This window comes from Thalassotalea sp. PS06, from assembly GCF_007197775.1.
Classification (GTDB): domain Bacteria; phylum Pseudomonadota; class Gammaproteobacteria; order Enterobacterales; family Alteromonadaceae; genus Thalassotalea_A.
This window is the reverse complement of sequence record NZ_CP041638.1, coordinates 75,688-101,305: the sequence shown is the minus strand read 5'-3', so window position 1 is coordinate 101,305 and position 25,618 is coordinate 75,688. Positions and strand designations below refer to the sequence as shown.

Here is a 25,618-nt window from a genome sequence, read left to right as displayed (position 1 = left end):
CTCCTTAAGCTTGCTGTAATTTCTTGGCAGCGCTCTGCACCGCCTTAATGATATTTTGATAGCCGGTGCATCGACACAGGTTACCGGACATTCCCCAACGAATTTCTTCTTCCGACGGGTCTGGGTTGTCCTGTAAAAATCGATAAGCGCGCACCAACATCGCTGGGGTACAAAAGCCACATTGCAAGCCATGTTCTTCAACGAAAGCCTGCTGTACGGCATGAAGCCCCTCGGCGCTAGCGAGCCCTTCTACGGTTAACACATCACCACCATCGGCTTGCACCGCCAATAGGGTGCATGACTTAACTGATTTACCGTTCAGGTCGACGGTGCAGACCCCACAATGGGATGTCTCACAGCCGATATGGGTGCCAGTCAGCTGGATATTTTCACGAATGGTATGAACCAGTAACTCTCGAGGCTCTACCAGGGCTTCGACAGGTTTGCCGTTTAAGTTAAAGGAAATATGATGTTTGGCCATGTTAGTTCCTCGCCCGTTGCAGAGCATCTTGAATCGCGCGGCGCACCATCTCTGCCGCCATATGGGATTTGTATTCTTCGTCGCCACGAAGGTCAGCTGCAGGTTCGCACGCCGAAACAACTTGTGCTGCCGCTTGCTCAATTAAGGCTTCGTCAATCACCTGCCCTTTTAAAATATTTTCCGCCTCAGTGGCACGAATTGCCATCGGCGCAACATTGGTTAAACCGATGCGAATATCAGCACATTTATCACCATCAAGGCTTAATACAACGGGTGACCCTGCTACCGCATAATCACCGGTTTTTCGCTTTAACTTGTGGTAGCCAAAACCCTGGTTGTCTTTAAGGGCTTTGACTTCAATCGCTACGAGAATTTCGTCTTCGGCAATTTCATTCCAGTAAGTGCCCAGGAAAAAGCCGTTAGCGGGCTGATTGCGTTTTCCGTCAGGCCCCTGGATGACTAGGTTGGCATCTAGCGCTAGCATCACTGCTGGGTGGTCATTACCCGGATCGCCATGGGCGATATCGCCGCCGATAGTGCCGCGATTTCTCACTTGAGGATCAGCCACCAACTTCGCTGCTTCCACTAATAACGGACAATGTTGCTGCAGAATATCAGAGGCAATGATCTCATTTTCTGTGGTCATGGCACCGATTCGAATGGTGTCACCATCAAGTTCAATGCCCTGTAATTCCGGGATGTCATTGATGTCTATCAGGTACGGTGGTTCGGCAAAACGAAGCTTCATCATCGGCAGCAGGCTATGGCCGCCGGCAAGTAATTTTGCATCTTCGATTTCGGTGAGTTTTTGAATAGCATCTTCGACACTCGATGCCTTATGGTATTGGAATTGGGATGTTATCATCTGGCTTATTGGCCTCGCGATTTATCAAGTGCTAGCAAAGCTGGTTATACCAATCCCATTAAGTTTGTGCACAACTCAGAGTTAGGGCCGAGGTTCATTTACAACATAGATTTTATTGATATAGTCATTCTATATTAATGAAATATAGGGCAGTAAATGGGCCTCTCACTAACTCCCTCCGGGTGAGTTTTAAAGGCATTTATCCTGCGTTACTGATTTTGACAATGGAATAACCATTCTCTGCAATCAAAGCCTTGTCTAAAAGCCTTTAAATTCTCACTGAGTGAGCAATAATTTAATGGGATTGGTACTAGGTTCTATAAAAGGCTAGACGGGCAATGTCTAAAGATCAAAAAATCTCCTGAAATTTAAGGGCCTTATCAGAACTTTACGGCGAGACAAAATGAGCCGATTTCCCGAACGTAAAAATAGGGGCACTGGATCACTTCAAAATCCTTTTTATACTACGACATCAAGCAGCGCCCCTGATTAAAAGGTCGCCCCAAGTATCAGCATCGGTCCCTGAAATTGATATTCCACATCCAGCCCACCATTATCGCGGTTATCATCGACAGTCACTTCGTAATAGCGCCATCCTGCATTGGCATGCCAGGTGTCGGTAAACTGGTACTTAAAGCCTGCGTGCAAGTCGATTAACTGGCCTTCAATGTTATCAATTTTAATTTTGAAATAATGGGCATGAGTGTTAAATGCGAAGTTCTCGGTCATCTGAAAATCTGCAGAAAGACCAATATCAGGCAATGGTGCGGTAACATCAGAAAATACCGAGTTATCCGGGTCCGTCTGAGCACAACCCAGGCCGTCAGGACTGTTATCACATACCTCAATCTGCCCCTCGAAGCCTAATTCAAAATACATGACATGGACACCGAATGAGATACCTAAATCGAGACGGTCGCCATTGTAAAACTTATAACCATAACCAATCCTTGAGATATCGACATTCATTGATGTCGTAAGTTCGGCATTACCATCAACAATGTACGTTTCTCCTTCGTAATCAAACTCAAAAGGCTCGACGCTGCCCCTACTCGTGGCTTCACGATGCAATCGTTTGTAGTCGAAATAGATATAATGGCGATCATTAAAGGCATAGTTAAATTTGAAATAAGGAAGGAGTTCTTCTTCCTTGAGTTCCAAATCTTTTTCAAAATCCAGATTAAGATCGACTTGCTCCTGAAGCTCATCCAGAGCACTGCGAGCATTAAGGGAAGAATCGGTTTTGGCGTAGAAGGCACCAAGTTCGATGGTAAATTCGCCTGCGGTTACGGATACAGGCACAGTTAATAACGGGACCAGGACGGCAGCGAAACAGCCCTTGCACACAACAGAGTTCATAACTACATCCTCAATTGCCAGAATTCGCCTGTTAGAACCCTAGTCGAACAATGAGTTTCACGCAAAGTTAAGCGTTCTCAAGCCCCTATTCCCGATCGTGAATTAGGCTCTTAAGCTGTAGATTTAACTATAGTTAAAGCAATAACAAAGGCATCAAATAATTCATAGATTTATTAAATCAAAATCAAACAAGTTGATTACTAAATGCGATTAAAGGAGCCTGATTTTAGTGGTTTTTTTGATCTCAATGTGAAAGCACCAGCCTTCATCTATGCTGTAAGGACAACCGTGAATTGCGGAGACCGCCATGTTTGAAAATAGAGAAGGCAAAAAAATCCCAAACGTTAAATTTCCCATGCGTGTGGACAATGAGTGGAAAATTGTAAAAAGCGAAGAACTATTTTCCGGTAAAACCATAGTGGTATTCTCTTTGCCTGGGGCATTCACGCCCACCTGTTCTTCCACGCATCTGCCGCGCTTTAATGAGCTGGCAGCGACATTCAAAGACAATGGTGTTGATGAAATCGTCTGCATCTCTGTTAATGATACCTTTGTGATGAATGCCTGGGGTGCAGACCAGGAATGCGAAAACATCACCCTAATTCCAGATGGTAACGGCGAATTCACCGAAGGCATGGGCATGCTCGTTGATAAACAGGATTTAGGATTTGGCAAAAGAAGCTGGCGTTATTCGATGTTAGTCAAAGATGGCATTATCGAGAAAATGTTCATCGAACCAAATATTCCCGGCGATCCCTTTGAAGTATCTGACGCCGATACCATGCTCGAATACATCAATCCCGAAGCCAGCAAACCCCAGGCAGTCAGTATCTTCTCAAAACCTGGCTGTCCATTTTGCATCAAAGCCAAAGAAATGCTTACTGCACATGGTTACCGCTATGAAGAAATATTGTTGGGCAAAGCCATTACTTTGACATCCCTTAAAGCCATTACCGGTCAGGAGAGCACGCCACAGGTATACATTGATGGGCAGCATATTGGTGGCAGTGATGATTTGAGTAATTTCCTCAAGGCTTGATAGGGTTAAGGCTTGCCTTTCAGACACATCCCTTCACATAATAAGAAATTTACCCAAAAGGTTGTTTTTGATGTTAAAGAATTCTCTGGTTCGATGTACTGCTCTGATTTCATTATGTGCAGTACTCCTGTCTGGATGTGCTGGACTCGGGTTCAATGTAGAAGAGCCGGAAATTGATGTTGTCGGTGTGCGCATGCTGCCGGTTAAAGGATTGTCTCCAAAGTTTGAAATCACCCTCGAGGTATTTAACCCGAATGATTTTGAGTTAAATTTTTCTAAGGTCAGTTACGAGTTTGTCGTTAATGGTGCATCGTTGTTTACCGGCAACCGTTATCAGGTACCACCGTTAGAACCCTTCTCAACCCAAACCATTACCCTCAAGGGCAAAGCGTCGCTTCTCAATAGTCTTAAGGTGCTTAAACAGTTTGCAGACCAACCTAATAAGGCTGTGGACTATGAATTTAATGCGCGGCTAGAATTCGCCAATCTGTTACCCGATATTCCGATTAATAAAACTGGCACTTTCGATCCATCCGAGTGGTAAAGGCATTAGCGATACGAGTCGTATCGCTTTTGCATCAGTACCGACAATGCAACACTTAAAATGATGCAACCACCGCCCAATAATAAACGAGTGAAATCAACTTCCTCACCGAAAAGCGTAAATGCAAAGATAACCGCAAACGGCATATACGCATTGTTCATCACCGCCAAGGTTGTATTGGAAACCTGAGTCGCACCTTTGTTCCAGCAATAAAAGCCGAGCCCTGAAGATATTACGCCCAAATACAGTACCACCCAGATTTGTTCGCTTGCTAGCGACATACGTTCAAAGTCGCCAAAAACAATGGTGTAGGATGATGCCAACAGCGCAGCACCCAGGTACATCCAAATCATATTTACGCCGTCACTTGATGGTTTGTCAGTATTTGCAGCAGGATCAGAACGACAATATCTGACGTACAACACCTGACCGCAACCAAAAGCCAGATTGGCCACCTGCAATAACAAAAACCCAGTTAATACGCTTTCATGATTTACAGATTGAACCACCATAATCGCCGCACCAATGACTGACAGCAACACCACCAGGGCGTGTTGATAATGGAAATGCTTTTCCAAAATGGCGTTGAGGCTGAATACGTAAATAGGGGTGAAAATTGTGAACACGGCAACCAGATAACCGGGTAAATATTGGTAAGACTGAATGTATGCAATATACATCACACCAAATTGCAAAGCGCCGAGTGCCATTAACACTAACGCATTGCGATTTCCCCGCTGCCAAAATAGTAGAGGCAAAAATGTGATGAAGCATAAACCTAATCGCAAAGCAGCGATAAGTCCTGAATCAACACCCGCTAATTGTCCCTTAATCAGCCCAAAAGAAAAGGCCCAAAGTAAAGATACAAAAATAAGATACGGCATAATGTCATGAAGCCAATAAATTGAATTTTATCTGACTCACATTACAAAAAATCCCGATACAAAAAGCAACTTTTATCGCCGTAATATTTATCTCGTTAACATTGAATTTACAGGCAAAAAATGTATAAAAAACAGGCACAAAATTATTGTTCAGTATGCGTCACTGTTGGTTTTGAAGCCAAAACAGACTAATAAACTCTTTTCACTTTTAACTAAAGATGGTTAAATAAGTTCATGGTTTTCAAACGAAAACAATAATAAGGCGCTTTTATGAGTACAAAGCCAGAATTAAACCAAGAAATAGACGAACAGTTACAACTGTTAGCCGGTGACATCTTTATTCAGTTGGAAGATAAGTTTGCTGATTTAGTAGAAAAGCTCAATGTTAAAGCAGAGCAACAAAAAGTTCAGGCACTGGAAACCCAGAAAAAAGAGCTAGAACAAAAGTTCACTGCCGTTCATGAAAAACTGAGTCGTTCTAAGCATGATACGGTCAATCTGAAATACAGCGAAATTGAACAGCTGAAACACAAAATTGATCAGTACGAAGTTAAATATGACCAACTCAAAGAGCGCACTCAAAAAGCCGAAAACCAATTAAAAGCGAAAATCACCAGCGAAGAAAAACTGCAAAAAGAACTTCGCTTGATCCAAGAAAATCGCGAACTTCTGCAAAGTCAACTCGACCCACTTAGCAAAGATAAAAATACTCTAAGCAAGGCCAACGTCAAGCTGCAAACCCAGTTGGACAAAACCGCCGCACAACTCAAAGAGCTCAAATCGGCCCATGGTGTCGAATTAAAAAACCTGCAGACCGAATTAAAATCACTTCAGGGCAATGAATCCAAATCCCTGGGTCAACAAAAAGCGCTGAATGACGAATTAAAAGCGTTCAAAGCAGCATTAGTCAAAGCCGAGAAAGAAGCCCAGCAAGCACAATCAAAGTTATCTAGCCAGAGCGCAAACCATAAAAAGACCATTGATGACTTGCTCGACGAGCATTCAAAGCAGCTAGCAGCGTTACAACAATCCAGTTCTGGTAAAACCGAGCAAGTAGAATCACTGCAGTCGCAGTTAAAGGCGTTACAAGCAAAAAATGCGGGCCTAAACAAAGACATAAGCGAATTAAAGCAGCAGTTCACCGAAACTCAGTCGACCCTTAAAAAGCAACAAACAGAACTAAATAAAGCGCAAAAATCTCAAGATAAAGCGGTTGAACAGGCAATAAAAGCGCAGGCAGATGAAATCACCCAATTGCAAAAACAGCTAAAAACCAGTGACGCAGCAAAACAAAAAGCCCAGCTCAACGCCGATAAAGAGTTGGCAAAATTTGATCAACAAAAAGCTCAGCTACAAGAGGTAAAATCGGAACTTGCGATAGCTCAAAAAGAGTTAGCGCAGGCGAGTAAAGAGCTGCAAAAACAAAAGCAAATTCACGAAATCGCTATTGCCAACCAGAAAAAGTCATTCGACGAACAAATGTCTGGCATAAAAGAAGATAATGAAACCCTGGCACAACAATTAAAAGGCAATTTGTCGTCAGAATCGAAGCACCTGTCAATTATTTCAGATCTGGAGACCCAGTTACGAAAACAAGAAAATGATTTCGATGCGCAACTGAAGAAGAGTCGCACAGAAACTCTCGAACAACGCCAGGGGTACGAAGACAATATTACTGCACTCCAGGAAGAAATGGCTGGTTACCAGGCAAAACTTTCCGACCTTGAAGATGTTGAACTTGCACTGAAGCAAAATGAGCAAGAGAAGAAAAGCCTTTGGCTTCAGAATAATACATTGAAAGACAAGGTCAGCCAAAAAGAAGAGAAACTGACCGATCTCGAAGCAGAGTTCCGTAAGGTTAATGCTCAGTTGATGGCGGTAAAACAAAAGTCGGAAACACAGCTAGACCAGGTTAAAGAAGGTCAGCAGCAAACCATTAATTCCCTGAAAAAGGAAACCGAAGCGCTGTTATCGGACAAAGTTGGGGAAATCCGTGAGCTCAAAGAACAGATTGAAGAATTGCAGCAATCTGGTGATAAACAACGAGCTAATGCCGATGCAATCATTAACCAACTTAACCAGGATAAGAATGTTCTGGAGAGCCGGTTATTAGAAGCCCGCAACGATAATTCCTCTGAACGTCAGGAAATTGAAGATTTGAAACAGCAACTTGCTGAAGAAAGAGAAAAAATCTCTGATTTTGTGCAAAAAAATGCGGAAATCAAGAATCGCCAGGAAGATAGTAACGCGCAGATCCGTGAAACTCTTAAGCAGTTACGCGATGAAAACGCAGAACTTCAGGCACGATTATCAGAGGATGTGAGCCGTTTAGAGAATCAGGTGACTGAGTATCGATTGAAGTTCGAATACGCTCAGAAACAACTGGCGCTTGCGGAATAATTAACGTTCGGCAGGACATTTGTCCTGCCGTTTTTACATTTGCACTGAGCTACTGAACATCCGTCATCTCAGCAGCCTCTGACAAAAGCATTTCTGCATCATCAAACTGACCGGGGTCAATGCCAAGCTTTTCACAGATCGCCGGCATCAGTTTCAATATCGCCCGCTGGTTCTGCAGCATTTCATTCATATAAACATCTGGGTGTAAGCGATAACGATTGGCGCCTGTATTCTCTTCTTTAGCCGCATAACCGATATTTTCATGGTTATCATAAATAAGGTTTAACAGTTCAGCCCTTAACGGCACATTGTGCTCAAAAGCGGTTTTCTTCACCAATTCCAGCCATTGTCGATATTCATTCAGTGTTTTGTGCTTAAAATCATTAAAATCCGGCAATAACAATGACTGACGGGCGCTCTTGCTGAACGCTAAATCGAGTAGACAAGGTTCAATGTTGCAAGCCTCTGTATCCATCAGATTCAAATCCCAGTTCTCGATGATTTCGCTGATGTAGGCTGAATAAAACCCATAAAGATGAATTAATGCTTTAAAGCTATCGAAAATAACCTGAACTATGGGATGCATTGTAAATTCTATCGGTAGTTGCGTGCCTTTTTGCGAATATTTTGCATAATCAATCGCAAGTGCAGCGGGAAACGCCTGAGGTATTTCAATGCCAGCTTCTAACAGAGTCTGAAGTACTTTCCAGCACAGAAAATCATCTTCAACTAAGGTTAATGGCTCGATGTAATATCCAGTATCGTTGAACTCTAATGATAATGAGGCCAGAAAACGCACCAACGTGTCCCATTGGTCAGCTTGCTCATTGCCGCCAGTCCAAACCACGATATCTGGATCCCGTTTACCAATTCCCGACAAGGATACCAAAAGGGCCTCCATTTCCTCGGAAATATACTCACCAGATTTCCACTTACTGATTTGCGCACCTGATACGCCAAGTTGTTTTGCCAGCTCTTTTTGGGTACAGCCTAAATTTGCCGTGACCAACTTTATTAGATTTCCGCCATTCATTTAATTACCTCTAACCACAATTAACTAATGACTTTTGAATTTTTACTTAATTAATCACATTGAAAAAGTTAAGTAAATACGTCTTTTTAATTTAGTTAATAGCTCTTTTGAATTGAACATTCATAACCCCTTGAATATCCTGTTTTTGTCTGTATAAATAGGCAGATAGCTAAAGTAACCGATGGAAAAATATGAAACGGATTTTAATATTTTCAATTAAAGGATTCGGCTTTTTGGTACTCCTGGCGGTGTTATACATTTCCTGGGTTTTCATCGATACGGCATTAAATCGTCCTCAACCGGTTCCTCCTTCAACAACCGTAAACGACATCACCGGATTAAACTCCATCGCTGTTAATTCAGTTATTGCGCCAACTTCCCTGAACGATATTGTTAACTCGGTAAAAACCACATCAGGTAAAATTTCAATCGGTGGTGGACGCTATAGTCAGGGTGGACAAATTGCCACAGAAAATAGTCTGCATCTCGATATGCGGCAATTCAATCAAGTTTTGAATCTCAATGCTGATAAAAAGCTAGTTACGGTACAAAGTGGAATAACGTGGCGAGATTTACAAAGCGTTTTGGATGAGCATGATCTTTCCGTGAAAATCATGCAGTCCTATGCCAATTTCACGGTTGGTGGCTCATTGAGCGTAAATGTCCATGGTCGTTACATGGGCGAAGGACCAATAATTCGCTCGGTTCAGTCGATAAAGCTGGTACTTGCCGATGGGCAAGTCATCGAAGCTTCGCAAACGGTTAACCCAGAATTATTCTTCGCGACGATTGGTGGTTATGGAGGCATAGGCATTATCGGTGAAGTAACACTCCACCTTGAAGATAATACACGGGTAAAGAGAAGCTCCACAGTTATGGATATCGCCGACTATCCGAACTACTTCAAAAATTCCGTGCTTAATGATGGTGACATTGTCTTTCACAATGCCGATATCTATCCGCCGAACTATCAGTCCATGCGCGCGGTAAACTGGAGTGTTACCGATCAGCAAGTAACTCAGAGTAAACGTCTTGTAGATACACATCAGCAATACATACTGGAGCCAGCTTTGGCGGAACTGGTTGCCCGTCATGATAGTTTTAAATGGGCCCGTCAATACCTACTCGAACCAATCCTTTATCGATTCGACACGGTTCATTGGCGCAATTATGAAGCCAGTTACGACGTTAATCAGCTAGAACCCAATAGTAGAGAAGATTACACCTATGTGCTCAGGGAGTATTTTGTTCCTGTCGAAAACTTCGCAACCTTCACCGAATCGATGGCTGATATTTTTCAGCTTCATCAGGTAAATGTTCTCAATGTTTCGGTAAGGCATGCGCTGCCGGATACCGGTTCAATGTTGGCTTGGGCTGATAACGAAGTGTTTGCATTTGTGGTTTACTATCGTCAAGGCACCAGCGAAGCCGCACAGCAAAAAGTTGCAACCTGGAGCCGGGAAATGATTGATTCCGCACTAGACGCTAATGGCTCTTATTATTTGCCTTACCAGTTGCACGCAAGCGATGAACAATTTGCCAGAGCTTACCCTAAGGCAAAAGAATATTTAAAGGTAAAACAAGCTGTTGACCCAAAGCTCAGATTCAGTAATAAATTACTTGAACGACATTTCATATCGCAAATAAATAATCTGGGCAGTAGTTCAACAGATGAATAAATACATATCGGTACTGTTACTAATTTTCAGTAGCCATTCCATCGCACAACAAAGCACCTGTTTTGGCACCACATCAAACGGTTATATCGAAAACGCCGTAAAACTTCCTGCCGATGGCGATAACTTTGTCGGCTACAGCACAGTAGCAAGAATTGCCGGACGCACCTATGTGCACTCGAAGGTCAATGACATTGTTGTCGATGCTTATCATTGGCTGGAAACAGAACAACCAGATAAAGTCTATAAATATGCGGAAACCGGTTTTGCTGAGGGCGGACAGTTCAAGCCCCATAAAACCCATCGTAATGGCCTGTCCGTTGATTTTATGACACCGGTTGTCGACGCATCCGGTGAATCGGTGCATCTGCCAACCCACCCTTTCAACAAGTTTGGTTACGAAATCGAATTCGATAGCAACGATAGATATGAAGACTATCAGATAGACTATGATGCCCTCGCCGCTCATATCGTAGCGCTGCATAAATCCGCGAAAAAGCATGGTGTCGATTTATGGCGGGTAATTTTCGACCCGCAATTACAACCTAAACTTCTGGCTACCAATTATGGCGATTACCTAAAGGCCCACATTCAATTTTCCACTAAACGTTCCTGGGTCAGACATGATGAGCACTATCACGTTGACTTTGCTATTGCTTGTCAGGACATAAACAAATGAAAAACGTTGTGATATTGGGTGGTTATGGAAACTTTGGAAAGCGCATTTGTGAAGCGTTAATCGATTTAGATGACGTGATAATTTATATCGCAGGTCGCAATCCAGAAAAAGCCGAACGACTTAAGAACCAACTTCAGCCGAAAGCCAAAGCTGTCGTTAAAACCGCCACGCTTGATATTAACGATTCAAAATTTGCTAGCGAGTTATCGGCATTATCCCCCGATTTAGTTATTCATACCGGCGGCCCATTTCAGGGACAAGACTATGGTGTCCCTGAGGTCTGCATTAACGCAGGCGCGCACTATATAGATTTAGCCGATGATCGAAGATTCGTATGCGATATCACCAATTTAGACACTCAAGCCAGAGATAAAGGCGTGTTGGTAGTAAGTGGCGCCAGTTCTGTACCCGGTTTGTCATCTGCAGTGATTGATCATTATCGAGAAGAATTCAGCTCGATAAGCACCATAGACATTGCAATTGCTCCGGGAAATAAAGCAGAACGAGGTCTGGCAACCGTCGCCGGCATACTTTCCTACACAGGCCACCCGTTTCCGGTATTTCGAGACGGGATCTGGCAACAGGCTTACGGTTGGATGGACCCGAAAGTGGAAGACTTTGGCGCATTTGCACGAAAACGCTACCTTGCCAATGTCGATATTCCGGATCTGGAACTCTATCCCGATCTCTATCAAGTAAGCGAGCGGGTGAGCTTTCAGGCAGGCCTTGAGTTAGGTATTTTGCATTACGGAATGGTCGCTATGGCGTATTTATGCAAAATAGGTCTGGTTAAAAATTGGCAACCATTAGCCAAGCCCATCGTTGCCGCCAGCAATTACTTTGGTTCATTTGGCACCGATAAAGGCGCGATGCGAGTCAAAATAGCCGGTATCGATCTGCAAGGACAAGACCAAGAAATATCTTGGACCTTGTATGCCCCTGATGGCAATGGTCCATATATCCCAACTCTTTCAACCATTATTCTGGCGAGAAAACTTCTTTGTGACGAGGCAAAAACATCTCTGCCCACCGGCGCAAAGCCTTGTGTTAATCTATTGGAGCTAGAAGATTTTAATCCCTATTTTGACACCTATAAGATTCATTATCACAGTCAAATACGCAAACAAAACTGGGAGCAAAACCGGGAGCAAGATCACAATGCAGGACAAGAGATCTGATGGACTATTATCTAACCCTTAAATTTCTCCATATCATTGCTGCCGCTATCGTTGCCGGTACGGGAACCGGCATCGCATTTTTTATGTTCATGGCCTATCGCTCAGACAATCCAACCGTTATCCAGATAACCGCCAATCATGTAATTATTGGTGACTGGCTGTTTACCACACCAGCAGTCATCACCCAAATCACTACAGGCGTATTACTAATGAAATTGCAGGGTTATTCTTTTTCATCTCCCTGGTTTATGTGGGTGTTAACCCTAATCCTTGTTATCGGTGCTTGCTGGTTACCAGTTCTGAGGATCCAATATCGGTTAAGAGAATTAGCAACAGAATCGGTAATTGCGGAAAAAACCTTACCGGAATTTAAAAGGCTCATGCGCTGGTGGATAGCACTTGGTTTCCCTGCTTTTATTGCCATCTTAATCATCTTCTATCTGATGGTATTTAAACCGGTTTCGGTTGTGTAGGGATGAATCGACGATGACTCAACACAATCAACAAACACTGATAACACTGGCCATTTATTCTTTAGCCATCGTCTGGATATTCACCGGCCTGACTTCAATATTTTTCGCCCCGGAAATCGGCTATCAGTTATTACAACAAGCCGGATTTTCCGAGTCCTTATCCGATTTGGCTATATATAGCGGCGCTATCATAGATATCATGCTTGGTATTTGGCTGTTATCTCGCTATGGGATCAGACTTTGCTGCACGATTCAGGTGATCATAATCGTTTCTTATACCCTACTGCTGAGTGTTATCGCTCCTGAATTTTGGTTACATCCGTTTGGCCCGGTCACCAAAAACTTACCCATACTGGTATTAATAATGTTCGTTTATCTATCTGCAAATGAAGTACAGGAAAAAGGCTAGGCCATGCGCGATTATTTGCAAAAGGGACTTTCAGTTTTAAAAGCTGCCGCCGATAAAGCGACCGATGAAATTGCCGCTGGGCTTTCTTTGGTTCAGGAAAAAGTAAATGGCCTGCCTGTTTTTGTTTCTACGGAAAAATCAGAAAATTATGGCGATCAGCAATTTGATGAAAAGCATTATTTCGTGGTTCCGTTTAAACCTTCCGAATATCAATTTGCCCTGCACACGATGCGCTGTTTACCAAACGGTGTTCCGGAAATAAATAACCTGCCAAAACGCCGGGTATTTCACTTTGCCGATGAGCATGCTGAGGTCATGTTAAAAACCTACATGGCTCAATCGGCAGAAGAGATCGTCAGTGCCCGAAGCGCTAGTGAGCCAAATAGTCTGGAAGCTCTGGCCGATGAAATCGATGCATTAGATAAAAAGCTCACCTACGGCATGTTGCTGGTTGGTGGCCTCGCGGCCATATTCAATCCACTGCTTGGCGCCGGCATTGCGGCGAAAGCGCTGTTACCTGGTATAGGAACATTACTTAATAAATATGGTCTGCGGGCAACCGGAGAAAAGCTCAATGAATATCAATTGAAGCAAAAAATCAAAGAAGCTCAGGATAATGTCGATAAAGAGTTTTCTGATGCCAATACTTTGAAGATCATCAATCCTATTCTCGCGCAATTGGCTCGGGTAATTCGTACTGATGAAGGGGAATATGATCCCTTATTGGAAGCGGATTTAATCAATAGTCAGATAAAAGATTTGAAAGGCGAGCGCTGGCGTGAGTTAACCCAAACCGCTATTTGCCATGTGTATAAAGAGGTTTATGAAAAGCCCTCGCTGCATAAACAGGCAGGCCTGGGCCCGGAAGACATTCGCTGGCTCAAAGTCTTATTTGATGCTCAAAAAAATCCGCGTGCCTGAGTAATCTTGCATTAGCATTATTTCGTAACAACGAGAGTAATTAAACACCAAGGGCGGCCACCCCCCTCCCTCACCAGAGATACAAGCAATGGATATTTTACGCTATGCCGATCTGCCGCTAGGCGGCTTTGCCGGACTCAAAGAAAAACGTATGGTAACCGATGAGCGAATTTTCGGTGATCACAAACACCCTAAAGCTTTCAACGGTATTGGTAATTTTGTCTATCTGGCAGATGCTAACTTTCTGCCTTTTGGAGAAACCGGTATGCATCCGCACCGGGAGATTGATGTGATTTCGGTGATGGTCGATGGTCGTATTTCTCATGCAGGTTCAATGGAGCACGGACAGCAACTCGATGCCGGATATACGCAAGTGCAACGCGCCGGCGGCAAGGGCTTTTTTCATAATGAGATCAATCCGGATAAATCTGAAAACCAAATGATTCAGCTTTGGGTATTACCTGATAATCCGGGAGAACCTGCCGGTTACCAGGTGTTTGAACCCGAAGTCGGAAAACTGCAGCAGGTATATGGCGGCGACAGAACGCAGGTAGAGCGTTTCCATAGCAATACCTCGATTGCCGTGGCAAATCTGAAAGCAGGACAGTCGATTTCTCATGCAGGAGCAGCAATGGCCTACTTGAGTAAGGGTAACGGTCAGTTTAACGATAGCAAGGCAGAATCGCGAAGCTTGTACCGTGTTGAAAAAGGAATCGATTTTACCGCATTAGACGATGCCCAGCTTATCATCATCTACACTGGACCTTAATAAAATCTAAGCTGGATTTATCAACCTGGAAGATGACCAATGGTGTGGTGTTTGAGTTCGATACAGCAAAATAAATTAACGATGACTACTATTAATCGACAGGCTGTTCATCAACTGCTAACTATGTTTTCGAGGATTATCTATGGCATCTGAATATACCCAAAAGTTACACCCTGGTAGCACCTTTCCTGAAATCACGGTGTCGGTTCGTGGCGGTGGTTCTAAGACCCTTGGCAAACCTGAAAACGGTCACGACTGGCAACTCGTCGTGGTTTATCGCGGCAGACACTGTCCACTGTGTACCAAATATCTTAACCAGCTACAGACCTTTAAAGAGGATTTGGCGAAAACCGGTGTTGATGTAATTGCCGTTTCGGGTGACAGCGAAGCGCAACTTCAAGAGCATATGTCGCGTTTGGAAGTCGATTTTCCACTTGGCTTCGGTCTGACTATCGAGCAGATGAAAACCCTCGGTACCTACATCTCTGATCCCCGCTCCGAGCAGGAAACCGATCACCCATTTGCAGAGCCTGCACTATATGTTGTCAATGAAGAAGGTACGATTCAGGTAATCGATATTTCCAACAATCCGTTCGTGCGCCCTGAGCTTCAGGCACTGGTGAATGGTCTGGCCTGGATCCGTAATCCAGACAACAACTACCCGATTCGAGGTATGCACAAATAATATGGCGACACTTCAAATCGATATCATTTCCGATGTGGTATGTCCCTGGTGCGTGATTGGCTACGGTAGGTTGAAACGTGCAATTGCCGAACTTCAGCCTGCGGTAGACGTATCCGTTACCTGGCACCCGTTCGAATTAAATCCGGATATGCCAGAGACAGGTGAAAACCTGCGCGAGCATTTAGCACAAAAATATGGCACCTCGATTGAGGACAGTGTCAAAGCCAGAGCTATGTTAATGGAACACGGTAAGGAAATAGGTTTCAACTTCGACTATTTCGATGATATGAAAATGCTTAACACGCTTAACTGCCATCAGTTATTGCACTGGGCGAAGGATTCCGGATTACAGAATGCGCTCTCGGAGGCTTTATTCGAGCATTTCTTTTCCAACCGTGGTGACTTTTCTCAGGGTGCACTGCTTGAGGTCGTTAAAGCCGTTGGCCTGGACGTACAAGATGCGAAATCCGTTCTCGAAACGAACCGTTTCGAAGCGGAGATCAAAGCCATGGAACAACAATGGCATCGGCAAGGTGTTCATGGCGTGCCGCTGTTTATTTTTAATAATGAGAAAGCCCTTTCTGGGGCCCACGAGGTTGATACATTCAAACAACTAATTTTAGATCTACTGGCTAACTAGATCTTCAGTTTTATTATTTAAAATATTCGGATAGAGTATTTCAATCATTCTATGTCTTGAAAACAAGGATTGTTTGAAATGAAAGATAAACAAAAAATCGCTTTATTAATTGATGCTGATAATGCCCCAGCCGCCAAAATAGAGGTTATCCTATCCGAGTTGGCCTCTTATGGTGTTGTCAATATTCGTAAAGCATATGGCAACTGGAAAAGCTCAAATATAAAACCTTGGGAAGATGTTTTTGTTCTTAGATGAGCCTGAAAATACCGAAAAAGTTATCACAAAACCTGCGCAAAGCATTAAAAGTGATACAAAGTTGATGAATTTACTTCGTCAAGCGATTGAGGCTGTTGAAAACGATGAAGGATGGGCAATGCTTGGGCCAATCGGAACTCATATCGCTAATCATGCCTCCTTTGATCAGCGCAATTATGGCTATAAAAAACTCAGTGACCTTTTCGCCGCCATAGATCTGTTCGAAATGAAGAAGACCAAAGGTTCAGTTTTCTGGATCAGAGATAAGAAGCGAGCAAAACAAAATGGTCACTCCTAAATTGTCAATACACAGCTCTATACCACCTGCCCCGCAGCCCAGCCTGAGCTCCATGACCACTGGAAATTGTACCCCCCGAGCCAGCCAGTGACTTCGGTAACCTCACCGATAAAATAAAGTCCGGGGGCTTTTTTCGCTTCCAGGGTTTTTGATGAAAGTTCATCACTATCTACGCCACCTAATGTTACCTCGGCGGTGCGATAGCCTTCCGTGCCATTGGGTTTGATTCGCCATTGATGAAAATGGATGTGCAGGTCCTGATATTCCTGATGATTTAGCTGGTTGAGGTTCTTTGCCGGGATCTCGCCAGCAGCATCAAGCTTTTCAATCAGGCGCTTAGGAAGCAGCTGCGTTAGTGCATTTTTCAGGCTACGTTGGGGATGTTTTTCACGAATGGATTGCAAGGTTTCCTGCAACGACATGTCCGGCAATAGATTAATACTCACCCATTGCCCGGCCTGCCAATAAGAGGAGATCTGTAATATCGCCGGACCCGATAAGCCGCGATGGGTAAACAGAATATTCTCGCGGAACATTTGCCCGGATTCGCTGGTAACTTCGCAATCGACACTAATACCGGATAAACCATCGAAACGGGCTTTATCCTGATCATGCAGGGTAAATGGAACCAGAGCGGCACAGGTTGGCAATACGTTTAAGCCAAACTGTTCGGCAATTTTATAACCGATAGGGCTGGCGCCAAGTTTTGGCATGGTCAACCCGCCGGCAGCAACCACCAAAGATTCGCACTGATAGTCATCGCCTGACGTTGTTACCTGATATCCGCCCTCTTCCAGAGCTTCCACCTTCAGTACTTCCGATTGCATCTTTATGGTTACACCGGCCCAATCACATTCGGTGGTCAGCATTTCGACGATATCGTGGGCGGAATTATCGCAGAACAATTGCCCAAGGGTTTTATGGTGGTAATCAATACCATGACGCTCGACCATATCGATAAAATCGTATTGGGTATAGCGACTCAGCGCCGATTTTACGAAGTGCGGGTTATGACAAAGAAAGTTGTCCGGATTGGCATTCTGATTGGTGAAATTACAGCGCCCTCCGCCGGAGATGATAATCTTGCGGCCGGGCTTTTTACCCATATCAACAACGGTAACACTACGACCTCGATAACCCGCATTTAGCGCACACATTAACCCTGCAGCGCCGGCACCAATCACCAATACATCAACCTTTTTTATGGTCAAAACAACCTCTAAAATTTACTTATAATCCCTGGCTAACACCATCCGTGGCTCGCTCAGGATAAATAAATGGACTTATGGCATGTCGAGATATCATGGATGGCAATATCTCGACTAAATACATCCATGCATAAAAAAGCCCTTGTTAAGGGCTTCATATAAAACCAAACTGTGTAAAGCTTAGCTTAATTATTACCGATTAAGCGTCTGCTGTTGGCGTTACCGATGTTGGGCCGTTTTTAGCCAGCTCAGCTAAATCTTTGTCAACGAAGAATAATGCGTGACCATCATCACCAACCAATTGGATTTTATCGATGATGGATTTGAACAGGGTTTCTTCTTCATGCTGCTCAGCAACATACCACTGCAGGAAGTTAAACGTTGAGTAATCCTGATTGGTAAACGCAAAATGCGCCAACTCGTTGATTTTTTGGGTGACTAAACACTCGTGCTCAAATGTCGCCTGAAATACTTCTACCAGGGATTCAAACTCATGTGGTGGCGCATCGATTGTGCCTAAGATTGGTAGAGCACCAGTTTCGCTCACATAGTTGAACAGACGATTCATGTGCTGCATTTCTTCAATGGCATGTTTACGCATGAATGCGGCGGCACCTTCGAAACCTTTATCTTCACACCAAGCACTCATCTGCAGGTATAAGTTAGAGGAGTAAAATTCTAGATTAATCTGAGCATTTAACTGCTCAACCATTTGCGTTTTTAACATAAGACTCTCTGCTCTTTTACTGATGTGACTACAGGGCCATAAAAAAATCGCCCTATCATTGAGATACGGCGATCTTAACGCATTGGTTTATAAAACGGAATTGTTTAACTTTATAACAGCGCCAAAATAGTTTCAGCGTCACTGACCTCAAACTTACCCGCGGCTTCAACATTTAAATGGGTGACAACACCATGGTCGACAACCATCGCGTAGCGCTGCGAGCGGATACCACCAAAACTCGCGGTATCCATTTCAAGGCCTAATGATTTGGTGAAGGTAGCATCACCATCGCCCAACATCAGGATGTTTTCGGCGTTCTGGCTTTTGCCCCAGGCACTCATCACAAACGCATCGTTGACGGAAACGCAGATAATAGTATCGACGCCTTTGGCTTTAAAGTCATCATATTTAACTACATAGCCGGGTAGGTGTGCTTCAGAACAGGTTGGTGTGAATGCTCCTGGCACGGCAAACAAAACTACTTTTTTATCGGCGAATAGATAATCGGTTGAAAGGTTATTCATGCCATCGCTGGTAAGCTGTTGCAGTTCTCCTGCAGGGATCTTGTCATTAACCTTGATCATAGAGACCTCATACGTTTATTGGTGCGCAAAAATTGTTAAGAAAATGTAAAACAGTTAATACCAATCACGTTAAATTATTGCTCACTCAGTGAGAATTTAAAGGCTTTTAGACAAGGCTTTGATTGCAGAGAATGGTTATTCCATTTTCAAAATTAGCCAAAATCAGTAATGCAGCACAAACGCCTTTAAAACTCACCCGAAGGGAGTTAGTGAGAGGCCCATTTACTGCCCTATATTTCATTAATATAGAATGACTATATCAATAAAATCTATGTTGTAACTGAACCTCGGCCCTAACTCTAAGTAGTGCACAAACTTAGTGTGATTGGTATAGGAGTATAGAAAATCTAGCGGGCAGAGGCGAATCAATTTAGCCATCAATGGCAGTGATAATCCAGCCATTCAGGTTATCTCGTTCTTATTCAGGTTGTTGGCAATGACTTAGCAATGACATACTAGGGCTGTGTTAGAATCTAAATAAAACGCTAGCATAAAGATCACCAGCGAAATCCAGGCAGAGGACAATCAATGAAACAAATGACACCCGAAAAACGCATTGCGGTGTTGGTGGACGTGCAGAATATCTATTACACCTGCCAACAGGCATTTAAACGTAACTTTAATTACAATGCGCTTTGGGCCTTTATCTCTGAAAAAGGTGAAATCGTCCACGCCAGCGCCTACGCCATTGATGCCGGCGATGAAAAACAGCAGCAATTTCAGCGTATATTGCAGGCCATAGGTTTTGACGTAAAACTAAAGCCTTATATTCAGCGCCGCGATGGTTCGGCGAAAGGCGACTGGGATGTTGGTATTACCCTTGATGCATTAGATTATGCTGAAGATTGCGACACCATTGTACTTCTCAGTGGCGACGGTGACTTCGATTTGCTGGTGCAAAAACTGCAAAGCAAATACCAGTGTCAGGTGGAAGTTATTGGTGTAGAAATGCTTACCGCAAATTCGTTGTTACGTGCCTGCGACCGCTTTATTGCCATTAACGAGAACTTGCTGATGCCAGGTTAATCATTAATCTTTGCTGTGCTCTGCTCATTCTCCGACCTGAGGCTTACCAAAACACCCGGGCTCTTAAGCCATATATCATCGCTAAATCTTCATTGGGATTATTGGCCGGATTTTTTATAAATTGAATGTCCGGAGATAACTCTACCGAACCAAAAAGTTTGAGCAAATAAAACACTTCGAGGGTGTACTGATCTTCTGTGGCGGTATCGGCCCAGTTGACTGCGGCGCCAAGCGTATTACCCTCACCGCCCAGGCCATAATAGGCAAAGCCGGTACTTATTGATTTATCAATTCCTAGCAAGCTGCCGTTTTCCGCCCAGCTCGCGCGAACAAAGGGTAACCAGGCGCCAAACATTTTTGATGCAGAGATATTTACCCCGGAATCTTCCGCCTGATTCATAAAGATACTTTCGTCAGCATCCCAAAAAGTTACGTGCACATTATCGAGAAAAATCTGTTCCTGAGATGAGGTCCAGCCAAACTCAATGCTTTTGAATAAGTTGCTCTCATCGAGCAAATCTGAAAACGGGCTTGTCGGATCCGATTCCATATCGGTAATACCGGCGATGACAAAGAAATTCTCGCCCAGCATGGTCGCGCCAGCAACACCAAGCGTCGCATCGCCTGGCAAGGCAATGGTGTTATTACCGGTGCTAAACGCAAAGTTCACAAAACCTGTCCAGGGACTGGCCACCGCATACACATCAAGATAATCGGTTGCGTCTAAAAAGCCCGCCACTATGGTTGCCCTGCCATCATTGAGTTTTTGTTTCCAGTAAAGGTTGGTTACCCGGCCTTTTTGATCGGAAAAAGGTGGTGCCTGCAAACCAAGGCCACCGACATTGAATTCAACAAACCTGGGTTCTAAATCGCTGTAACTGTGTCGGTGTTCAACTTTCCAGACAAAGCTGCCGGTGCTGCCGCTGTCTTTGCCAGTTAAGTCCCAGCTGCCGTAAAAACGCAACATACCGCCAGCTGCGCTATCATCAGTGCCAGGTAGATTGTCGCTGGTCCCCAAAGTGAGTAAAGAATAATCCAGAGCCAGATTCACACCATCCGCGGCCAACCGTTCTTTTAGCGGAAGAACTCGATTTTTCTTATCTTCTTCAATGCGATTCTCAACCGCTTCAGGGCTACCAAACCCTACTTGGTTTTTGGCATTAGCTACTTGGGCATTGCTCATAAATAACAAAGCCATAAGGTATGAAGATGCTTTCAGGGCAGCACTGAAGTTAATTGTTTTCATCTTCGTACCTCAAAATATTTTTAATGATTCGACCGTCCTTAATAATGACTTTAATGGTGTCGATGGGTTGCGGCGATTCGGCGTCAATCCACTGTTTATTGGCTCCGAGCAGGGAAATATCGGCTAGCGGGTTTCCGGCAACGAGAAGCAAATCTGCATAAGCGCCCTGCTCTATCACCCCCAACTTCCCTAGCTTGTATGGATTGCGACGATTAGTGAGCAGCATGAGCTCTCCTGCCACAGACGTGGCGCTTTTCAGGGTTTCAAAGTTACCGAAAATTCGCGCCCGTTCATAAAGTTCAAAGCGACGCTGTTTGGTTTGGGTTTCGACATCGCCCAGTGCATCGGTAGCAAAAACCATTTTCGGTTTGTATTGTTTCACCAGTTTTATAAAGTCTTTGGAATCTTTCTGAATTTCAATAATGCCGGCTTTGGCATAGGGAGGATTGAATGGGCTATCACGTAATTCCTTGGACAATCCATTCATCTGCATGGCGATAAATACACCTTTATTCACCACTTTTTTCATTGTTGCTTCGTTAATTGCGGGAGCGTGCTCAAGGCTCATTCCGCCCGCATCAATAAAGCGATTAATTTGCTTTGGGTAAAAAACATGTGCGGCAACATAGGTATCCCAGTCTTTTGCCGCATCAACAATGGCTTTCATTTCCTGAGGGCGAAACTGCAGGCTATCAATGGGATCAAATTCGCTACCGTTACCGCCACCGGCCATGATTTTAATTTGTGTTGCGCCATTTCTAAGATTATTGCGCGTAGCGGCTAATACCTGAGGCACACCGTCGGCGATATAGTAGTAGCCGAGGCGCTGCATATGCTCATCAGATTCACTTTCCAAATAAGGATGGCGATCGGTGCGTTCACGGATATCGCCGTGACCCGATGTCTGGGAAATGATCGCACCAGACGGATAAATTCTAGGGCCAGGAACCACACCAGCATCAATGCTGCGTTTTAATCCCATTGTCGGGCCGCCAACGTCTCTTACCGTGGTAAAGCCATCCAATAGCCAGGATTTCGCCATTGCCGCCTGACGGACGCCAATTTCCACCCAGTCAAAATGATGTTTGAGATTACTCAGATTATCGACAATGGCTAGATGGCCGTGGGATTCAATGAGCCCCGGCATTAAGGTATAACCTTTACCATTGATTCGTATTAGCTGGCCTTGATAGTTAATGCTTTTGTCGGATATTTTTTTGATTTGTTGGTTTATAACCAGGACATGATGATTGGCTTTAATGGCATCCTTTTTACCATCAAAGATATTGACGTTTTCGATAAGAATTGCGCGCTCTGCGATAGGCTCTTGCGCTTGTTGCTCTGTATCATCTTGAGCAAACGTAGGCGCCAACGTCATAAGCAACAGACAAAAGCAGAGCCTTGAGGCGCGCCACCATCTACGGAAAAAACACTCGGATCGTCTTAAAAATCTGTAAAGTTTTTTACTCGCCATTCGTCAAATACACCGTAAAAGCGACTGAGTTAGAAATCGATAAAGAACGGGTCAACTTTGATACTAATCACACTAAGTTTGTGCACAACTCAGGGCAATAATTTAATGCGATTGCTATAAGACTAGTAAAATTTGCCAAAATATTTAGATAAAATTTGAAAAGCGACCAGCTTATGCCAAAATTTTATTATCTAATTCATTCACTTAACAAGGTGCCAAGTGCTTAAATTTGCGACCACCAACGCAGAGCAGTTATGGGCCTTCACACGATACATGTACTTAGCTGGCATAGATGTAAGTCATTACTTACATGAGTGCGAGCTTCCAGACAGTCTGCTTTATAAAGGCGACATCAAAATTTCTACCCACCTGGTTTATCAGTTTGTAGAGCAGGTAGCTCAGGCCGAGGGCATTACTAATATTGGCTGGAAGTCAGGGTTGAAGAGCGGCTATAAAGGCTTGCGAGGGCTGGCAGAACTCGCGGTAAAAGAGAAATCCCTGAAACAATGTCTGAAACTTATTCCCAGGTTAACCTACACCGGCGCCTCCCACGCCGACTTTTTCATGTTAACACGTAACCACCGAGTAGAGTTTTGTCATATCGGTGGCGTAGTAAAATATTACCCGGGCTATTATCAGGTAGAGAGTTATCTGGTGATGGTGTTGTTAGATATCATTCATCACTTCGTTCCCGCGAATTTTGTACCTACGCAAATTCGCTTGAGAAGTCCAAAGCCCGAAGACTGGCAGCAACAATTTGACGATTTACTTGAAGCGGCTGAAACTCTGTCCGATATGCGCCGATTCAACTTAAACCGAGATTTAATTACCTTCGACAATCCGCATACGGCAATTGAGTTTTCCAGCCATTATCTTTCTTGTTTGCGCCATCCTTCGATGATAACGACTAAACCGGCAACAGAATCGAATTCAACAGCTATCTCTGGGCTTGTGGATCAGGGTGAAATCGTTACTAAAGCGGCAAAAGAAAGTACCGCCGACTCTGATATGCAAGCTCTTAATGCGCCAGTTTGCCGTAAATCCTATCCAGATTTGGCAAACTTAATCGACATTCTCTTACCTTATTTCGGGCAGCAAATGCCAAGCCTGGACAGCGTAGCGCTCATGGGCCATACCAGCCCAAGAAACCTGCAACGTTCATTGAAAAGCAGAGGCTTAACCTTAACTTTATTAGTTCAGCAAATCCGTCAGGAATTAGCGGTAAAATTGCTAATGAAAGGCGATTCTGTTCAGGATATTGCCCGCCAGCTTGGATACCAGCACAGCACCCACTTTATCCGCACTTTTAAACAATTGTCGGGAATCACGCCGAAACAGTTCCAGAAGAATCCACATCACCCTTTGCCAGTGATCACCGACGTGACCCACTCAATTATGGAGCAGACCCGGTTTCCTGGCAGCAATGTCTAATATACAAATGGGATGGAACTTAAACTGTTAATTACGAATGCCCGGGTGGCAGTTCTAGGCCTTGGGAATGCCCTTATTTACATAAACATCAAAACGATTTTTCTTCATCTTAATACTGGTTGATGGCTTCTTTGCTGCCAGAGGTTCTGCATAGTTTGGACGCTTAACTACAACCCGATATTCGGCAATCGCCAACGCTTTATTCAACAATTCATCGGCATCAGGATCTTCACCTACCAGGGACTGGAATACCCGCATTTCTTTTTTAACTTGCGCTGATTTTTCCCGATGTGGGTACATGGGATCTAAATAGACGACATCGATACCCTGCAAGGCTTGAGGCAGTTTTTCAACATTCATCGCATCTAATGAGGACGCATGAATCAATTGCATATGGTTGGCGACCATCTCGCCAATTTCGTCATCGTGTTTGGCCCGTTGCAAGCCATCATTAAGTAAAGCTGCTACCGGTGTCTGGCGTTCAATCATCACCATGTCGCAACCTAGGCTAGCCAATAGAAAAGCATCTCTGCCCAGACCCGCCGTAGCGTCTAATACCTTTGGAGAAAAGCCATGCTTCAAGCCAATCGCCTTTGCGATATCCTGGCCGCGACCACCACCAAATTTTCGTCGATGGCCCACAGCACCGCTGACAAAATCGACGACAATACCGTCTAACTTCGGTTCATCGGTTTTGTGTAGCTCCAGTTGATTATCCGTAGCTAACAGATAGAAAGGTGCTTTTACTTTGCGAATATCCCGTAGCTCGCCACCATATGGGATTCCCCAGGTTTCGCTAACCTGCTCCGCTTGCATAATATTGTTAAAGCTATCCGCGAATACTAAGCAGTTTGTGATTGCATTTACCGACACTTACGGATCCCAAAATTCTATTCACTGCACGCATTATAAGTTATGTCAGCGCTTCCACTAAACAATAATATCTAAGAGATGTTTTTCGCTTTAGCTGCGTTTAATTTCATCCAATTAAAATGATTAAAAACAATGGCTAAAAGTAATACGAAACCCAGGCCGATAAAACTAAACAAAATATCAAACCAATCGAATACCCTGCCACTCATATTCAATTGGATAAACTCGTAGCAAACTACCCCTAAAAAGTAGCCGGTTATTAATTTGATAAATTTAGTGTGATAGCGAGAAAAGAAAAACAGTAAAGCAGCAAATATTACGATTGCCATAAAGTTTGGACCGCTCCCTGATACAACATCAGCAACGTTTGAGTCTTCAACTCGCGACGTTTCAATAATGGATAATCCGATATAACTGAGCACAACTAATAATAATGACACTATTTTCATACTATTTTGGGG

26 protein-coding genes and 1 pseudogene are annotated in these 25,618 nt (G+C 43.9%); 15 read left to right on the top strand and 12 right to left on the bottom strand.

What is annotated here, in order from left to right:
• Window positions 1-4: 4 nt before the first annotated feature.
• From FNC98_RS00460 to FNC98_RS00450, 3 genes are all read right to left on the bottom strand, one after another.
• Complete coding sequence (locus FNC98_RS00460) at window positions 5-481, bottom strand: (2Fe-2S)-binding protein (RefSeq protein WP_143579411.1); 477 nt, start codon at window positions 479-481, stop codon at window positions 5-7.
• A 1-nt stretch (window position 482) separates the two neighbouring features.
• The gene (locus FNC98_RS00455; protein ID WP_143579410.1) at window positions 483-1,346 is read right to left on the bottom strand and encodes an FAD binding domain-containing protein; all 864 of its coding nucleotides are present in this window, start codon (window positions 1,344-1,346) and stop codon (window positions 483-485) included.
• 489 nt (window positions 1,347-1,835) lie between these two features.
• Window positions 1,836-2,705 (bottom strand): DUF481 domain-containing protein, encoded by an 870-nt coding sequence (locus tag FNC98_RS00450; protein ID WP_143579409.1) that lies wholly within the window; start codon window positions 2,703-2,705, stop codon window positions 1,836-1,838.
• A 307-nt stretch (window positions 2,706-3,012) separates the two neighbouring features.
• Here FNC98_RS00450 and FNC98_RS00445 point away from each other — a divergent pair, with 307 nt between their 5' ends.
• Together FNC98_RS00445 and FNC98_RS00440 are read left to right on the top strand one after the other, a co-directional pair.
• A complete protein-coding gene (locus tag FNC98_RS00445; protein ID WP_143579408.1) occupies window positions 3,013-3,744 on the top strand; it encodes a glutathione peroxidase in 732 nt (243 codons plus the stop codon).
• Between the two features lie 70 nt (window positions 3,745-3,814).
• Entirely contained in the window at window positions 3,815-4,288 is a 474-nt protein-coding gene (locus FNC98_RS00440; protein WP_143579407.1) for an LEA type 2 family protein, read from the top strand.
• 5 nt (window positions 4,289-4,293) lie between these two features.
• Here FNC98_RS00440 and FNC98_RS00435 read toward each other — a convergent pair whose 3' ends face one another.
• Window positions 4,294-5,172, bottom strand: coding sequence for an EamA family transporter (locus FNC98_RS00435; RefSeq protein ID WP_143579406.1), 879 nt, complete (start codon window positions 5,170-5,172; stop codon window positions 4,294-4,296).
• 270 nt (window positions 5,173-5,442) lie between these two features.
• Here FNC98_RS00435 and FNC98_RS00430 point away from each other — a divergent pair, with 270 nt between their 5' ends.
• Window positions 5,443-7,572, top strand: a complete 2,130-nt coding sequence (locus tag FNC98_RS00430) for a hypothetical protein (protein ID WP_143579405.1) — start codon at window positions 5,443-5,445, stop codon at window positions 7,570-7,572.
• A gap of 49 nt (window positions 7,573-7,621) precedes the next feature.
• Here the strand turns inward: FNC98_RS00430 and FNC98_RS00425 are convergent, their stop codons facing one another.
• Window positions 7,622-8,605 carry a helix-turn-helix domain-containing protein gene (locus FNC98_RS00425; protein ID WP_143579404.1) on the bottom strand — a complete coding sequence of 328 codons (984 nt, stop codon included), beginning with the start codon at window positions 8,603-8,605 and terminating at the stop codon, window positions 7,622-7,624.
• 191 nt (window positions 8,606-8,796) lie between these two features.
• On the opposite strand from FNC98_RS00425, the gene FNC98_RS00420 reads away from it, so the two are divergent.
• The 10 genes and pseudogenes from FNC98_RS00420 (at window position 8,797) to FNC98_RS00375 (ending at window position 16,588) form a co-directional block, all read left to right on the top strand.
• Entirely contained in the window at window positions 8,797-10,284 is a 1,488-nt protein-coding gene (locus tag FNC98_RS00420) for an FAD-binding oxidoreductase (protein ID WP_260680399.1), read from the top strand.
• Window positions 10,277-10,960 carry a penicillin-insensitive murein endopeptidase gene (locus FNC98_RS00415; RefSeq protein ID WP_143579403.1) on the top strand — a complete coding sequence of 228 codons (684 nt, stop codon included), beginning with the start codon at window positions 10,277-10,279 and terminating at the stop codon, window positions 10,958-10,960. Before FNC98_RS00420 ends, FNC98_RS00415 begins: the two co-directional genes overlap by 8 nt.
• Entirely contained in the window at window positions 10,957-12,138 is a 1,182-nt protein-coding gene (locus FNC98_RS00410) for a saccharopine dehydrogenase family protein (RefSeq protein WP_143579402.1), read from the top strand. Before FNC98_RS00415 ends, FNC98_RS00410 begins: the two co-directional genes overlap by 4 nt.
• Complete coding sequence (locus FNC98_RS00405) at window positions 12,138-12,611, top strand: DUF2269 family protein (RefSeq protein ID WP_143579401.1); 474 nt, start codon at window positions 12,138-12,140, stop codon at window positions 12,609-12,611. Before FNC98_RS00410 ends, FNC98_RS00405 begins: the two co-directional genes overlap by 1 nt.
• Window positions 12,612-12,624: 13 nt before the next feature.
• Window positions 12,625-13,020 carry a DoxX-like family protein gene (locus FNC98_RS00400; RefSeq protein ID WP_143579400.1) on the top strand — a complete coding sequence of 132 codons (396 nt, stop codon included), beginning with the start codon at window positions 12,625-12,627 and terminating at the stop codon, window positions 13,018-13,020.
• Between the two features lie 3 nt (window positions 13,021-13,023).
• Window positions 13,024-13,941, top strand: coding sequence for a hypothetical protein (locus tag FNC98_RS16905; protein WP_260680398.1), 918 nt, complete (start codon window positions 13,024-13,026; stop codon window positions 13,939-13,941).
• An 88-nt stretch (window positions 13,942-14,029) separates the two neighbouring features.
• Window positions 14,030-14,710: a pirin family protein gene (locus FNC98_RS00390; protein ID WP_143579399.1), complete on the top strand. Its 681-nt coding sequence runs from the start codon at window positions 14,030-14,032 to the stop codon at window positions 14,708-14,710.
• A gap of 142 nt (window positions 14,711-14,852) precedes the next feature.
• Entirely contained in the window at window positions 14,853-15,395 is a 543-nt protein-coding gene (locus FNC98_RS00385; protein ID WP_143579398.1) for a redoxin domain-containing protein, read from the top strand.
• Between the two features lies 1 nt (window position 15,396).
• Window positions 15,397-16,035 (top strand): DsbA family oxidoreductase, encoded by a 639-nt coding sequence (locus tag FNC98_RS00380; RefSeq protein WP_143579397.1) that lies wholly within the window; start codon window positions 15,397-15,399, stop codon window positions 16,033-16,035.
• Between the two features lie 78 nt (window positions 16,036-16,113).
• Window positions 16,114-16,588, top strand: a pseudogene (locus tag FNC98_RS00375) (NYN domain-containing protein).
• A gap of 17 nt (window positions 16,589-16,605) precedes the next feature.
• Here FNC98_RS00375 and FNC98_RS00370 read toward each other — a convergent pair.
• The 3 genes from FNC98_RS00370 to FNC98_RS00360 form a co-directional block, all read right to left on the bottom strand.
• Window positions 16,606-17,793: an NAD(P)/FAD-dependent oxidoreductase gene (locus FNC98_RS00370; RefSeq protein WP_144035399.1), complete on the bottom strand. Its 1,188-nt coding sequence runs from the start codon at window positions 17,791-17,793 to the stop codon at window positions 16,606-16,608.
• 202 nt (window positions 17,794-17,995) lie between these two features.
• Entirely contained in the window at window positions 17,996-18,523 is a 528-nt protein-coding gene (gene ftnA / locus FNC98_RS00365) for a non-heme ferritin (protein WP_143579396.1), read from the bottom strand.
• Between the two features lie 110 nt (window positions 18,524-18,633).
• Entirely contained in the window at window positions 18,634-19,107 is a 474-nt protein-coding gene (locus FNC98_RS00360) for a peroxiredoxin (RefSeq protein ID WP_143579395.1), read from the bottom strand.
• Between the two features lie 528 nt (window positions 19,108-19,635).
• Between FNC98_RS00360 and FNC98_RS00355 the strand changes: the two genes are divergently transcribed.
• Complete coding sequence (locus FNC98_RS00355; RefSeq protein WP_143579394.1) at window positions 19,636-20,133, top strand: NYN domain-containing protein; 498 nt, start codon at window positions 19,636-19,638, stop codon at window positions 20,131-20,133.
• Between the two features lie 43 nt (window positions 20,134-20,176).
• Here FNC98_RS00355 and FNC98_RS00350 read toward each other — a convergent pair whose 3' ends face one another.
• Window positions 20,177-21,379, bottom strand: a complete 1,203-nt coding sequence (locus FNC98_RS00350) for a carbohydrate porin (protein WP_221932905.1) — start codon at window positions 21,377-21,379, stop codon at window positions 20,177-20,179.
• Complete coding sequence (locus FNC98_RS00345) at window positions 21,366-22,757, bottom strand: amidohydrolase family protein (protein ID WP_185968015.1); 1,392 nt, start codon at window positions 22,755-22,757, stop codon at window positions 21,366-21,368. The genes FNC98_RS00350 and FNC98_RS00345 overlap by 14 nt, the downstream gene beginning before the upstream one ends.
• A 315-nt stretch (window positions 22,758-23,072) precedes the next feature.
• Here FNC98_RS00345 and FNC98_RS00340 point away from each other — a divergent pair, with 315 nt between their 5' ends.
• A complete protein-coding gene (locus FNC98_RS00340) occupies window positions 23,073-24,284 on the top strand; it encodes an AraC family transcriptional regulator (RefSeq protein WP_143579392.1) in 1,212 nt (403 codons plus the stop codon).
• Window positions 24,285-24,338: 54 nt separating this feature from the next.
• On the opposite strand, the gene FNC98_RS00335 is transcribed toward FNC98_RS00340, so the two are convergent.
• Entirely contained in the window at window positions 24,339-25,100 is a 762-nt protein-coding gene (locus tag FNC98_RS00335) for a class I SAM-dependent methyltransferase (RefSeq protein ID WP_144035397.1), read from the bottom strand.
• A gap of 128 nt (window positions 25,101-25,228) precedes the next feature.
• The gene (locus FNC98_RS00330; protein WP_143579391.1) at window positions 25,229-25,597 is read right to left on the bottom strand and encodes a hypothetical protein; all 369 of its coding nucleotides are present in this window, start codon (window positions 25,595-25,597) and stop codon (window positions 25,229-25,231) included.
• Window positions 25,598-25,618: the final 21 nt, after the last annotated feature.

Coding starts and splice junctions, on each gene's coding strand:
- FNC98_RS00460 (WP_143579411.1), bottom strand. CDS start 481: ATGGCCAAACATCATATTTCCTTTAACTTAAACGGCAAACCTGTCGAA.
- FNC98_RS00425 (WP_143579404.1), bottom strand. CDS start 8,605: ATGAATGGCGGAAATCTAATAAAGTTGGTCACGGCAAATTTAGGCTGT.
- FNC98_RS00390 (WP_143579399.1), top strand. CDS start 14,030: ATGGATATTTTACGCTATGCCGATCTGCCGCTAGGCGGCTTTGCCGGA.
- FNC98_RS00450 (WP_143579409.1), bottom strand. CDS start 2,705: ATGAACTCTGTTGTGTGCAAGGGCTGTTTCGCTGCCGTCCTGGTCCCG.
- FNC98_RS00355 (WP_143579394.1), top strand. CDS start 19,636: ATGAAACAAATGACACCCGAAAAACGCATTGCGGTGTTGGTGGACGTG.
- FNC98_RS00440 (WP_143579407.1), top strand. CDS start 3,815: ATGTTAAAGAATTCTCTGGTTCGATGTACTGCTCTGATTTCATTATGT.
- FNC98_RS00435 (WP_143579406.1), bottom strand. CDS start 5,172: ATGCCGTATCTTATTTTTGTATCTTTACTTTGGGCCTTTTCTTTTGGG.
- FNC98_RS00420 (WP_260680399.1), top strand. CDS start 8,797: ATGAAACGGATTTTAATATTTTCAATTAAAGGATTCGGCTTTTTGGTA.
- FNC98_RS00430 (WP_143579405.1), top strand. CDS start 5,443: ATGAGTACAAAGCCAGAATTAAACCAAGAAATAGACGAACAGTTACAA.
- FNC98_RS00400 (WP_143579400.1), top strand. CDS start 12,625: ATGACTCAACACAATCAACAAACACTGATAACACTGGCCATTTATTCT.
- FNC98_RS00405 (WP_143579401.1), top strand. CDS start 12,138: ATGGACTATTATCTAACCCTTAAATTTCTCCATATCATTGCTGCCGCT.
- FNC98_RS00410 (WP_143579402.1), top strand. CDS start 10,957: ATGAAAAACGTTGTGATATTGGGTGGTTATGGAAACTTTGGAAAGCGC.
- FNC98_RS00360 (WP_143579395.1), bottom strand. CDS start 19,107: ATGATCAAGGTTAATGACAAGATCCCTGCAGGAGAACTGCAACAGCTT.
- FNC98_RS16905 (WP_260680398.1), top strand. CDS start 13,024: ATGCGCGATTATTTGCAAAAGGGACTTTCAGTTTTAAAAGCTGCCGCC.
- FNC98_RS00385 (WP_143579398.1), top strand. CDS start 14,853: ATGGCATCTGAATATACCCAAAAGTTACACCCTGGTAGCACCTTTCCT.
- FNC98_RS00350 (WP_221932905.1), bottom strand. CDS start 21,379: ATGAAAACAATTAACTTCAGTGCTGCCCTGAAAGCATCTTCATACCTT.
- ftnA (WP_143579396.1), bottom strand. CDS start 18,523: ATGTTAAAAACGCAAATGGTTGAGCAGTTAAATGCTCAGATTAATCTA.
- FNC98_RS00415 (WP_143579403.1), top strand. CDS start 10,277: ATGAATAAATACATATCGGTACTGTTACTAATTTTCAGTAGCCATTCC.
- FNC98_RS00445 (WP_143579408.1), top strand. CDS start 3,013: ATGTTTGAAAATAGAGAAGGCAAAAAAATCCCAAACGTTAAATTTCCC.
- FNC98_RS00455 (WP_143579410.1), bottom strand. CDS start 1,346: ATGATAACATCCCAATTCCAATACCATAAGGCATCGAGTGTCGAAGAT.
- FNC98_RS00335 (WP_144035397.1), bottom strand. CDS start 25,100: ATGCAAGCGGAGCAGGTTAGCGAAACCTGGGGAATCCCATATGGTGGC.
- FNC98_RS00345 (WP_185968015.1), bottom strand. CDS start 22,757: ATGACGTTGGCGCCTACGTTTGCTCAAGATGATACAGAGCAACAAGCG.
- FNC98_RS00380 (WP_143579397.1), top strand. CDS start 15,397: ATGGCGACACTTCAAATCGATATCATTTCCGATGTGGTATGTCCCTGG.